Source organism: Lancefieldella parvula (assembly GCF_963530955.1).
In the GTDB taxonomy this organism is placed as follows: Bacteria; Actinomycetota; Coriobacteriia; order Coriobacteriales; family Atopobiaceae; genus Lancefieldella; species Lancefieldella parvula_A.
This window is the reverse complement of sequence record NZ_CAUSFQ010000004.1, coordinates 31330-42831: the sequence shown is the minus strand read 5'-3', so window position 1 is coordinate 42831 and position 11502 is coordinate 31330. Positions and strand designations below refer to the sequence as shown.

The 11502-nt window shown below is 52.2% G+C and carries 10 protein-coding genes and 2 tRNA genes; 4 read left to right on the top strand and 8 right to left on the bottom strand.

The window, feature by feature from the left end; all coding sequences use genetic code 11:
* On the bottom strand, positions 1-909 hold a 909-nt coding region (locus RWJ43_RS00960), incomplete at its 3' end, for an iron-containing alcohol dehydrogenase (protein ID WP_314006778.1).
* 308 nt (positions 910-1217) lie between these two features.
* Here RWJ43_RS00960 and RWJ43_RS00955 point away from each other — a divergent pair.
* The 3 genes from RWJ43_RS00955 (at position 1218) to RWJ43_RS00945 (ending at position 3606) form a co-directional block, all read left to right on the top strand.
* On the top strand, positions 1218-2438 hold the full coding sequence (locus tag RWJ43_RS00955; RefSeq protein ID WP_314006776.1) for a hypothetical protein: 1221 nt from the start codon (positions 1218-1220) through the stop codon (positions 2436-2438).
* Positions 2435-3463 carry a hypothetical protein gene (locus tag RWJ43_RS00950; protein WP_314006774.1) on the top strand — a complete coding sequence of 343 codons (1029 nt, stop codon included), beginning with the start codon at positions 2435-2437 and terminating at the stop codon, positions 3461-3463. Before RWJ43_RS00955 ends, RWJ43_RS00950 begins: the two co-directional genes overlap by 4 nt.
* 68 nt (positions 3464-3531) lie before the next feature.
* Positions 3532-3606: transfer RNA gene (locus tag RWJ43_RS00945), tRNA-Glu, on the top strand.
* A gap of 61 nt (positions 3607-3667) precedes the next feature.
* On the opposite strand, the gene RWJ43_RS00940 is transcribed toward RWJ43_RS00945, so the two are convergent.
* Both RWJ43_RS00940 and RWJ43_RS00935 read right to left on the bottom strand, forming a co-directional pair.
* Entirely contained in the window at positions 3668-4741 is a 1074-nt protein-coding gene (locus RWJ43_RS00940; RefSeq protein ID WP_314006772.1) for a transketolase C-terminal domain-containing protein, read from the bottom strand.
* Entirely contained in the window at positions 4735-6474 is a 1740-nt protein-coding gene (locus RWJ43_RS00935; protein WP_314006771.1) for a UTRA domain-containing protein, read from the bottom strand. Before RWJ43_RS00935 ends, RWJ43_RS00940 begins: the two co-directional genes overlap by 7 nt.
* 190 nt (positions 6475-6664) lie before the next feature.
* On the opposite strand from RWJ43_RS00935, the gene RWJ43_RS00930 reads away from it, so the two are divergent.
* A complete protein-coding gene (locus tag RWJ43_RS00930) occupies positions 6665-6841 on the top strand; it encodes a hypothetical protein (RefSeq protein ID WP_314006769.1) in 177 nt (58 codons plus the stop codon).
* A 267-nt stretch (positions 6842-7108) separates the two neighbouring features.
* Here the strand turns inward: RWJ43_RS00930 and RWJ43_RS00925 are convergent.
* The 5 genes from RWJ43_RS00925 to RWJ43_RS00905 form a co-directional block, all read right to left on the bottom strand.
* Positions 7109-7193: transfer RNA gene (locus RWJ43_RS00925), tRNA-Leu, on the bottom strand.
* A 29-nt stretch (positions 7194-7222) separates the two neighbouring features.
* A complete protein-coding gene (locus RWJ43_RS00920; RefSeq protein WP_314006767.1) occupies positions 7223-8320 on the bottom strand; it encodes a phosphatase in 1098 nt (365 codons plus the stop codon).
* Positions 8320-9270 carry a hypothetical protein gene (locus RWJ43_RS00915; protein ID WP_314006765.1) on the bottom strand — a complete coding sequence of 317 codons (951 nt, stop codon included), beginning with the start codon at positions 9268-9270 and terminating at the stop codon, positions 8320-8322. The genes RWJ43_RS00920 and RWJ43_RS00915 overlap by 1 nt, the downstream gene beginning before the upstream one ends.
* Before the next feature lie 195 nt (positions 9271-9465).
* Complete coding sequence (locus tag RWJ43_RS00910) at positions 9466-10401, bottom strand: MazG family protein (protein ID WP_314006763.1); 936 nt, start codon at positions 10399-10401, stop codon at positions 9466-9468.
* Between the two features lie 5 nt (positions 10402-10406).
* The gene (locus tag RWJ43_RS00905) at positions 10407-11501 is read right to left on the bottom strand and encodes a Gfo/Idh/MocA family oxidoreductase (RefSeq protein ID WP_314006762.1); all 1095 of its coding nucleotides are present in this window, start codon (positions 11499-11501) and stop codon (positions 10407-10409) included.
* Position 11502: the final 1 nt, after the last annotated feature.

Sequence of the window (11502 nt, the reverse complement as noted above, 5' to 3'; positions counted from 1 at the left end):
GAATGCATAGCGAGTCTTTGCACGCTCGTCGCGAGCGTTGAACTGGATGACTTTGCCCAGGTACATAGCGTTTGCACAACCATGGATGATGTGACCACCGGAGTATGCAGCGCCGGTCTTGTGAGCCATGGAGTGAACGATGCCCAGAAGGCCAGAGGAGAATGCGATACCAGCGAGGCACTGTGCGTCATGCATGTGCTGACGTCCCTCTTTGTCGCCTGCGTAGGACTTTGGCAGCCACTCGACAATCTCGCGGATTGCGTGCAGAGCATCGCCGTCGGTGTACATGGAAGCAACGGTAGAAACGTATGCCTCGATAGCGTGGGTCAGTGCGTCCATACCAGTGTGAGCAACAAGCTTAACAGGCATGCCGTAAGTGAGCTCAGGGTCAACAATTGCGACGTCAGGAGTGATCTGGAAGTCAGCCAGTGGGTACTTAACGCCCTTCTGGTAATCGGTAATGATGGAGAATGCGGTTACCTCAGTTGCGGTACCGGAAGTAGAAGAAATCGCGCAGAAGTGAGCCTTGGTGCGGAGCTCAGGAAGACCAAAGACCTTGCACATATCCTCAAAAGTGGTCTCTGGATACTCGTACTTGATCCACATAGCCTTAGCTGCGTCGATTGGGGAGCCGCCGCCGATAGCAATAATCCAGTCTGGCTGGAACTCGCTCATCTTAGCAGCGCCGCTCATAACGGTCTCGACGGAAGGATCGGACTCGACGCCCTCAATGTGAGAAACCTCAAAACCTGCGGACTTGAGGTCATTCTCGATGTCATCAAGGAAGCCGCCGCGGCGCATGGAGCTGCCGCCAGAAACGATAACTGCCCTCTTACCCTTGAGGTTCTTAACCTCGTGACGAGCGCCCTCGCCAAAATACAGATCGCGTGGATTTGTAAAACGTCCCATAAAACCTCTCCTTAACTATGTGCCGCTTCCCTAAGCGGCTAGCGAAGCCATTCTTCGCAGTTACTTCTTCTCAACATTTCTATTCTAGCTCATTTTGGACACCTGCACCAAAATTAAAGTGTCATTTTATGCAATATCGTTCAAAATTTATGCACGTATCTGACAGGAAACTGACGCCCTTCTGGCGAGAAACCCGTCCACTCCAAACGTTTCCGTCTGCCGTTCGCAATCTTCTTACGACGCTCGCGGAGTTGCGCCGCACACCTCAATAACCTGCGATATCATTACGTAAGAGAGAAAGGAATCCTGTGGCGTTTGACCCGGTAAAAGAAGACTACCAGCGGCTTATCCTCCGCTTTGCTCGCACGCAAGTCGGCGACGAGGACAGCATTGCTACGCTGATGAAGGACTTCAACTGGCGATTCTCCAACGACCGCAATTCCCTCCCCCAAACCGACGAAGACCGCGCGTTCAATCTAGTTGCGCAAGCGGCCGAGATTGTTGATTATCGCCTGCCGTTTGTCGAAGAATCTCAGGCGCAGGCCCTTATTGACCAGGGAAAACGCCTCCTCAATCAGGCCATTCAGCTGGACCCAAATTGTTTTGATGCCCAGCGCATGCTCCACGCCTCAAATAGCAGGCTTTTTGACGCCTACTACCAGTTCCTTGTTGAGAAGCTCCCCCAGGTTGAGGCCGTGTGCTACCAGAAGGCGCAAGAGTCCTCGCAGGGGCTTCCCGCCGAGCAGGCAGAACTTGCCCAGCGCCTGGCCATCAACCCCTATAAGCGCTGGTTAGCCACGCTTTCTTCTCGCGCGCTTATCTGCGGCCGTAACAAAGACGCCATTGCATATGGCGAGAAACTCCTGGAGCTTGACGCTGCGGACGCAGCAGATGCTCGTTTTACGCTTGCGCTTGCATACGCAAAACTCGAGGACGAAGACGCCCTCGACAACCTCATGGATCAGTACCGCAAGCTAGATCCGCCTCGCGGGGCAGATGACCCGTGGATTTTGCTGGCTCGCCTGGCTATTCACTTCAAGAAGCGTGAGTTAGTTGAAGCTGAACACTACCTTGACCTGCTGATTGAGCGCTATCCTGAGGCAGCGCTTTGCTGTTTTGTGCAGAAAGATTTGCCCGAGGGAGAATTCTCTCGTCTCAACGTACTTCCCTATTCTGAAGACGAGCTCATCATTGCCATCGCAGAGGCCACCGTGCTGCTGCAAGAAGGAAATGACCTGATAGGACGCGGTGTTCTTGGCCGTTGGCTTGCAGATCAAGTTAGGGCAAGGGACCCAAAAACCGTTGAGCTGGCAGAAAAAGAACTTCAAATGCAGGCAAATGCGTTGTTCGCTTCGGCAGATTCGTTCCCTGGTGAATCCGGCGGCAGCGTGCCCGACGGCCCAGCTGGCCCCAGCTTCCCTGGCGGCCCGGTCGGCCCCGACTTCCCCGGAGGCCCTGCTGGCCCGCGACCAAGCGGACCGCATATTGATGGGCCAAATAATCCATACTCGGGTGGTGATGCAAAGTGATTAAGCATTCCGCTAACGATATGGTCAGTGAGCAGGTAGACCGTCTGGTAACCAAGCATGCGCAAGAAAAGAACATCGTATCTGAGGCTGCTCTCTATGAGTTGAAACTTGCGGTAGAAGCTTCGCCTGAAAACTTTATTGCCGATGAAGAAGAAAAGACTTTTGCTCAATACGTCAATGTCATTAGCAAGTATCAGGATGGAATTACTAAAGAAATTGATTCCGATGCTGACTTCTTCTCACGCCGCATGGACCTGCTTAACCTTTTGCATAATCAGATGACAAATATTACTGAAAACCAAGCTCTGTCCAACACAAGCATCAACCTAGAAGCACAGAGAATCCTGGCGCAAATCTCCAACAATCATCCTGCAGCAATCCTCAACGACCTGCTTGACCTGCAAAAAGAATTCGACCCTATCTTTAGGCCAAAATTGGAACAAGCAAAGCAAAATCACGGCGACACTTGGGCCTGCGCTGAAGCTCGACCACTTTTGCGCCTCTATGCACAGATCGCCCAGGTAGCAACAGATTGCGCCTGCTTCAAGCTCTCCAAAAAAGCCTGCGAAGATCTCTTATTCTTCTCGCCAACAGATTTACTGGGTGCGCGTTTTACCTTGGCATATGTTCTTGCTCGCCTGGAAGATGAGGAGGGGCTTCACAAGCTTGACGAGAGTTGCGGGTATCAGTCAAATGCCTGGATGCGCCTGGCGTTTACGCTGCTGTTCTTCAAGTTGAATCGCATGCCCGCGGCAAAGCGTGCGCTCAAAGGTTTTGTTAACCTTGGTGAGGGAGCGGCATATGCGCTGCTCAGACCGTCCTTTGTGGATCTTTACATTCCGTGCAGGATAACTTTCACGCCTGACACCTTTGCCGAGAACGTTATCGCAGTTCACGAGGCCGAGGCAATTATCGCCGACGTGCCGGAATTTATTTCGTGGGCAGAGTCGGTACCTGGCGTGACTCAGAGCGCTCGCGACTACGCGTTTAAGGCCGGGCTGGACTGGTGGGAAAACGAAGAATAAATGAAAGCCCAAAATCGCGCCGTTTAGCCCTAGAAATCTGCAGCATCTTTGCTATACTTTTTCTTCGCGTCCCCATCGTCTAACGGTTAGGACATCGCCCTTTCAAGGCGGCAATACGGGTTCGATTCCCGTTGGGGGCACCATAGAACGCAAATCCCAAGGCAGCGCATGCTCCCTTGGGTTTTTATTTTGTTGGACCTCTATTTAACAGCTGGCGAGAATAACCTCTTGTAGACCCTCAACCGATAGTCCAGCGCGCGCAAGAATATTGTGGTGAACGTCTGCTTCGAGGTATGTATCTGGCATGCCTAAACGTATTACCTGCGGACATGGGCCTGATGCGCTGAGCTGCTCGACAACTGCGCTGCCAAATCCGCCCAAAACGCTGTGCTCTTCAACGGTGATAATCACGTCAGAGTTCTGACAGATTTCCGTCAGAGATGCGTCAAGTGGCTTGACGATCGACACGCCGTAGACCTCGATGTTCGTTTGGGCAGCAGCTTGCTCAGCGGCAATCTGCTCTGCAGCTCGCTGAGCAGCCTCGATGACTCGGCTGGTTATAGCGCCTGTTGCAAGAACCGTCACGTTTTTTGGTTGAGTGGTAGCCGCTGCTTCGGCGACCGCCACGTCGTCTACGTTTGCCGTGTCCGCCGCACGTGATGACTCAAAGAGTTTCTCAACACCTGAGGCATCAAAAACGTAACCATTTGGATGTAGGTTGACGCCATCGCACGAGGTCATACGCACGTAAGCTGGTCGTGGATGCTTTGCAAGCTCCATGAGCGTGGCTGCAAGCTGGGCGTTATCGACCGGGCTGAACACGGAAAGCCCCGGAATGGTCCTGGTGACCGCAATGTCCTCCACAGCCATGTGAGAGGGTCCTGTAGCTGCGGATTCGCAGCCAGCGGCAACACCCACAAGCACCACGGGCGACTTCATCATGCCAAGGTTGACTCGAATCTGATCCAGCGTTCGTGATGTCACAAACGTGGCATAGCACGGCGCAAAAACATGAAAGCCTTCATTTGCACAGGCAGGCGCCACTTCAATAAGGTTCTGCTCTGCAATTCCACACTGGATGTAGCCGTCTGGTCGAAGCTCTCGAAAGTGATCTAGGTTCAAACGACGACCATAGTCGGCAACGGCAACAGTCAGCAGCTCGTCATCCTCGGCAAGCTTACCCATAACCCAGCCGAACACTTCCTTTGTATTCATACCCGCAAGCATCTGCGACTCTTCAGCCGAAATGCACGATGGCTGCAAAGATGTATCTAACATGAGCATGCCTCCTCTGCGACTTTCAAATCAAGCAATGCCTGTTCATAGAGGTCGTCCGTCACGCACGCGTCGTGGAATGAGACGTTATTCTCGGCATACGAGAGTCCTTTGCCCTTGATAGTGTGCGCGATAATCGCACGAGGTCTGGAAGATTGCTGTTTTAATGCGTCATACAACGCGAGCACATCATGGCCATCTACCTCGACGGACTCAAAGCCAAACGCATCAAACTTTCTTGCAATTGACCCGGTGTCCAAAATGGACGCGCAAGGGCCATCCAGCTGCATGCGGTTCTGGTCAACAATGACCGTCACGTTGGAGAGCTGGTTGTGGCCGATAAACGCGGCGCTCTCCCAAATGGAGCCCTCGTCGCACTCGCCGTCGCCCAAAATACAAAAAACGCGAGAAGGAAGATCTTTTCGGCGAAGACTCAGCCCCAGGCCAGCGGCGTAGCCCAAGCCCATACCAAGGCTGCCGCCAGAGATTTCAAAGCCGCGCTGAGGATCTCGCAGTGGATGCTTAAAGAGAACAGCATCGGGCCCAAAAACTCCGCGGTCGATGTCTTCTTGAGAGATCATTCCTGCACGCAGAAGAGCTGGGAACAGCGCCAGCGATGTGTGAGCTTTGGAGAGAATCAAGCGGTCCCTGAGCTCCCACTCGCAATCCCTGTGGCCCACCTGCATAACCTTGCTCAAAAGCACGGAAACAATGTCTGCCACGGAGCATGCGCCGCCAATATGGAATGGCGTTGAGCTGTAGCGATGTGCCAGCTCGATGATACCTCGACGCACCTCTAGCGCTTCGTGACGCAGATAAAACTCAAGCTGCGCGCGCTGATCATAGTCTATTTCTGTAGAAGTCGGCGATGCGTCCACGTGCTCTGACTGACGAACAGAAGAGATGTCCAGAGGTCCCATAGAGCCATCTACCTGCTCAGATACGCCAACAACACTCTGATGTGGAGCAAGCCAAGTCTGACTCCACTCAATACAATTGCCGTCGGACAGCTCAATTACCTGCTCAAGTACAAGCAAAGCCTCGTTTGGAGAACATTGCAGGTAGTCGGCATGATCTTTGCCTGCAATTTGCGACTGATAGCGCATGCGAGAGCGCGCAATCTCTTTTTGAGAAGTTCTTTCAACCGCGTCAAAGAGCGACTCATTCTCAAAGTCTGCCTCTTCAAGCTTCGGACAAACAAGTAGGTTAGACCACGATTCCTGGCATACCACCGGCCTATCCGAGACACTCCTGACACGACGTAAAAAGAGCACGTCAGAGCCAATTGGAATCTCCAGGTGCTCGGCAACGGCTTGATCTGCAGGAACTACCTGCTTAAAGAGGACTTCAGTTCGATACTCAAAGCCGCCATCTCTGAGTGCGGCTGCAAATGAAAGCACAGTATTTCCCGCCGCATGTCGGACGGTGTTAGAAATAACCTGCGTTGCTCGACCCTTTTGAGTAAGCAGCAAACCCTCTTTGACCAGGGATTGAATGGCTTTTCTGATGGTTCCTCGGCTGACACCATACTGCGTCATGAATTCGGCCTCAGACGGAATGTACGTTCCCGCCTTCCAGTCTTCTGACAGAATTTTGACTCGCATCAAATCTGATAGCTGGACATGAAGAGGTGTAGCGGACGACGTATTGAGCCCACCTCTGACCTGCGGAGATAGTGACTCAGTGGTCGCATCTTCAGAAACTAAAACCGGAAAAACTCCTGTCTCAAATGACATAGGTCCTCCGAAGTGAGTAAGAAATTAGTCATGCATATGTTAAATACAAGACAAGTAGTATACAAGTTTCTGAAAGAGAACAGAATAGGTATGGAAATAACTTTTACCAGTTTGTATTTCAGAATTAAATATAATTACTTTGTTAAATAAATTTACTCTTGATTAAATTAGCCTTTAAGGAGATTGGACAATGATCCATTTACCTGATAGACCTGTTTTTATAGCACTATGTGATGAGTATGGTCCAGACTATGTTCTGGAACACTTCTTTGACGAGAATGGCGTCAAAGACTCAGCTCCAGAAGAACTAAAGGATGAATATAAAGATGTTGAATTCAGGCGTTATCCAGAAAATAACTGCCTTTAATCACATAAGGCAAAACTTGACTAGTAACTCCTAACCCCGCTACAAGCGGGGTTTTCTTTGGGTTTTTAACACCCATAAGCAATTTATCAGCGTCGATAAAGAATAAATAGTTGAACTGAATATTGTCCTATTTTTGTCCCATGAGCTGAATGTCGAGTTAAGTTTTACCAGGTCAAGAGCTATGTACTCTTCGCGCTCAAAAACGACTAATACTTGAATATTTTCTAAAAATACACAGCTAAAACGCTATTTATTCTGCAACAAAAATGGTAGGGGCGGCGGGACTCGAACCCGCAAGACCGAAGTCGAGGGATTTTAAGTCCCCTGCGTCTGCCAATTCCGCCACGCCCCCGGATATGTCTAGCTATTATGCCACTACTTTTAATTCAGCGCGCGCAAAATTGGCTGCCAAATCACAGGCGACTGCTTTCCCTGGTGAACGGCAGCTGCAGTTACCACCAGGCCAAAGAGCAGGTCACTCTCGCTTACTACCAGGTGTTTGAAGCCTGAATTCTTCATCAATTCTGCAAGCAAAATAGTTCCCGCAAGCATGACAGGCGCACGTTTTGCCTGCAATCCCGTTATGTCTTCTCGCTCCTTTAGCGTTTTGCCGGCGAGAAGCCCCTCTATCTGCAACACCTCGTCAAGCGAGATGTGGTTGAGGTGCACCTTTGACGGATCGTACGGATCAAGGTGATCCCTGATGGCAATGAGACTGGTTGCGGTTCCTCCAACACCAACCAGAAGCTCAGGCGCTACACACTGCTGTTGAGCTCGCCCAATAGCCTCAGACATCATCTGAGCTGCCATTTTGTGAGCTCCATCAATGTCCTCAGCTGATGGGTGATCCGAAGACAGATTAAAGCGCTCAGTCAGACGTCTGCAGCCAAGGTCAACGGACTCGACAAAGTTGATGTCGAGCTGCTGTCCTCCGAGCTGCTGTCCCTCGAGCTGCTGCCCCTCGAGCTGCTGCCCTCCGAACTGCTGCCCTCCGAACTGCTGCCCCTCAAGCTGCTGGCCTGCGCTTTGGGCTGCAGGCTGGCCCGCCAGCGTGCCAACGACCAGCTCAGTTGAGCCGCCACCGCTGTCGGCAACAAGAATGCGATGATTCTCAAAATCGTGAGAGACACCCAAAAATGTAAGCGCACCTTCAATTTCACCTGGAATAATCATGGGCTCAAGTCCCAGCGAAGCTAGACCCATTCCCAGGTCAGGAGCATTTTCTGCATCGCGAGCAGCGCTTGTGAGCGTGCATACAACCGCCTCAGCACCCTCTTTTCTCGCATGATCAACATAAGAAGAAACGCAACCAACGCAACGGTGAATTGCCTCAGGTAGCAGGCGCTTTGCCGTATCAACACCCTCGCCCAAATTGACAATCTCGGTGTATTTGGCCATGCGAATGACGCGACCGTCCTCTACCTGCGCAAGTGCAAGTCGAGCAGTTACGGTTCCAATATCAATTGCAGCTAGAAGCATTAGTGTGAGTTCCCACTATCAGACTTTGAATTGTCGGCGCCGGACCCCTCAGAAGATCCGCCTTCTCCGGAGTTCTTCTGCTCGTGAGACTCTCCAGGAGCTGGTGCAGATGTAGAATCGTCAGAGTTTGCGCTCTTAGGAGCCTCAGTATTGCCGGAATCGCCTGGTGTAAATCCAAAAACAAAATCCCCAACCTTGATGTACCACGGATAGTCAGGATGCTGAACGGTATTCTCGTCCTTCTTTTTATCAAGGCCCTCTACCCGCGCAGATTCCTCGTCGCTAGAAACCAAGCCCTGCTTATGAGCCTCATCTATGATGCCCTCTTTTGTCTGCAGACCCTGAACCTCAGACTCAAGTCGTTTTTGATCTTCCTCGAGCTTCTGCTGATTTAGCAGCAACTCGTCATGCTCGCGAACAGCGTGGTAGTAGCCACGAATTGGCGGATACAGACCCACAAGCAGGAAGATTACAACGCCGAGAAAAACGACAAGCTTGGTGTGGTTACGCGCGAAGTCAAGTGCGTTGTCTTTAAGCTCTACCAGAGAAGCTACGCTGAACTGCGGTTTATTGGTTTTTTCAGCCTTCTGTCCGCGCTCGGACTTCTGGTCATGCTCGGACTTCTGAGTCCTATCAATCCTCTTAACTTGAACAGTTCTTTTAGACTTGGTGTCCTTGGAACTCTCCTGGGAAGATGCTTGTTTTGATGGCACCGTGCCCTCTGATAACGCTGTATCTTTTGGAGTCACTGCAGCTTTCTTTGCCACGGCCGACTTCTGATCAGATTGAGATTTCTCAGTTACCTGGGGTTTCTCGGCTTTTTTAGTTGAAAATAATTTGAGAGCACCAGAGGCATGCTCCGCGGTAGTCTCTTTAAGAGGCTCAACGGAACGCTTGGTGGGCGTTGTTTTTCTTTTTGTACCACTCTTTTTAGTGGTGTCTTGACTCATCACGGATCTCATTTCTGGTTTGTTTGGTGATGCGTCGCAACAAATTGCAACATCTTTATTATGGCAGAGGCAGCGCCGATAGCCCTGCCTCAGTTTGGAATTTCATCGTTTTACCGAATAGAAGTCGTCGCTCCAACGGCAAGTCGCAAGCTTTGCGGCACGTCGCACGTCTTCACTGCAATCTGTGCAGCTTGCTTACGCATCAAGATGACGTTTTGCCTCTTGCCACAAATCTTCTTGTAGCTCGGGTTTCTCGTCAAGCAAGAAGCCTCTCTCAGCAGCAGCTTTCTCCATGTACGACCAGCGAGCGCGGAACTTTCTGCAGGCGCTCATCAGCGCTTCTTCCGCATCAACGCCTTCCCAGCGAGCAACGTTTATCAGCGCAAACAAGATGTCACCAAACTCGTCCGTTTTCTGCTGCGTACCTGAGCCTTCAGCGTCAAACTCCGCGCGCTCCTCGGCAACCTTGTCCCACACGTCACTAACTGACGCCCACTCAAAACCCATCTTTGCAGCGCGCTTTGAGATCTTCTGAGCCTGCATGAGCGCAGGTAGAGACTGTGGAACCGAGTCGAGAAGACCCTCGGTGTGCACGGTATCTTCCGCACTGGCGCGCTCCTCAGCCTTGACGCTCTCCCACACGTCCAAGACGGCCGCGGCCGACGACGTAGAACCCGCTTCTGGCCCAAATACGTGCGGATGTCTGCGTATCAGCTTCTGATTGAGCGCTCGACATACGTCGTCGATGTCGAAGCCCGCTGCGCGGTCGCACGTGTCAGCCGTATCCGCTGCGCGGCCGCGCACCCCACTGCCCGCACTGGTGCCGCTGTCCGCCTCAATCTGCGAGTGAAGAACTACCTGTTCAAGCACGTCGCCAAGTTCCTCCTCAAGGTGCTCAGGAGAGTCCTCAGCAATCGCCTCAACCGCCTCGTAGGCCTCCTCAATCATGTTCTTTGAGATGGACTGATGCGTCTGTTCCTTATCCCAAGGACAGCCGTCCTCTTGACGAAGACGCCAGATGGTTCTGATCAGGCGGTCAAACTCCGGATGCGTCTGCGGCGCTCCGGGACGAGCCTTTGTTTCTTCGTCAACTACAGCTGCTAGCTGGGCGATCTTCTCGTCAGATGTCATGTAATTTATTGCTCCTCAGGGTACAGGAAATTCCAGTCGTTGCGCAGACCGGTCATGAGCTCCATAACGTCCTTTGAGACCTCAAGCTGCGCTTGAGCAGAAGCGTCTCCTGCAACAGCAGCTTCCAGGTCTGCCAGTACGTACGCCAGAGCGTCAGCTGTGCGACCTGCCTGGACTTTCTCCTGCTTGCCGTCGTCAGTCCACGTGATTGTGGCAACGTCGGCGCGTGGGTACTCCATAATCTCAATGAAGGCTTTATCAGCTGAAATCATAGCTCGTTTTGGCTGCTTGGAATGAAGCGTCAACGCCAAGACAACCATCTGACCCTCGGCGTTTCTGAGCAAAATGCCGTCCGTCTGATCAACGCCGGTAGGAGCCGGATTCATCATAGAGAGCACGTCATGAGGCTGGCTCTTCAAGAAAAGACGCGCTAGTGTCAGCGAATAGACGCCAATGTCCAGAAGCGCGCCGCCCGCAAGCTTGGGATTGAAGAAGCGATTCTCCATGTCAAACTCTTTGTAGCTGCCAAAATTCTCCTGAATCAGGTTGACTGGACCAAACTCGCCCGCCTCCACGCGGCTGACCAACTCTTTGTAGAGCGGCATGTGCAAAATGGTGCAGGCGTCCATGAGCTGAACGCCGTTTTGACGAGCAAGTTCTTCGGCCTCAAGCAGCTCAGCAGAATTGAGCGTAATGGACTTCTCGCACAGCACATGCTTGCCCGCCTGAAGTGCTTTGCGCAGGTAGATGATGTGCGTATTGTGAGGCGTGGTCAGGTACACCGCGTCAATCTCGTCGCTGGCGAGAAGATCGTCGATACTGTCATACACGCGCTTGACGTGGTGTTTTTGTGCAAATGCGACGGCCTTTTCTTGCGTTCTGTTGGCTACGCCGTCAATGGTTCTACCAACCGAAGCCAGCGCCTCTGCCATCTGATTTGCAATGACTCCGCAGCCAATAACACCCCACCTGAGGTGTGGTGCGCTAAAGATCGTGTCCGCAGCGTTCTGTGCGGCGCTCGCAGCATCCTGCGCGGCACTCGCAGCATCCTGCGCGGCACTCGCAGCGTTCTGCGACGTCTGACCTGCTGTTTGGCTCATA

What these genes read in the sequence shown, in the direction of transcription:
- RWJ43_RS00940 (WP_314006772.1), bottom strand. Translation starts at nt 4,741, where the DNA reads ATGTTAGATACATCTTTGCAGCCATCGTGCATTTCGGCTGAAGAGTCG.
- RWJ43_RS00935 (WP_314006771.1), bottom strand. Translation starts at nt 6,474, where the DNA reads ATGTCATTTGAGACAGGAGTTTTTCCGGTTTTAGTTTCTGAAGATGCG.
- RWJ43_RS00930 (WP_314006769.1), top strand. Translation starts at nt 6,665, where the DNA reads ATGATCCATTTACCTGATAGACCTGTTTTTATAGCACTATGTGATGAG.
- RWJ43_RS00920 (WP_314006767.1), bottom strand. Translation starts at nt 8,320, where the DNA reads ATGCTTCTAGCTGCAATTGATATTGGAACCGTAACTGCTCGACTTGCA.
- RWJ43_RS00915 (WP_314006765.1), bottom strand. Translation starts at nt 9,270, where the DNA reads ATGAGTCAAGACACCACTAAAAAGAGTGGTACAAAAAGAAAAACAACG.
- RWJ43_RS00910 (WP_314006763.1), bottom strand. Translation starts at nt 10,401, where the DNA reads ATGACATCTGACGAGAAGATCGCCCAGCTAGCAGCTGTAGTTGACGAA.
- RWJ43_RS00905 (WP_314006762.1), bottom strand. Translation starts at nt 11,501, where the DNA reads ATGAGCCAAACAGCAGGTCAGACGTCGCAGAACGCTGCGAGTGCCGCG.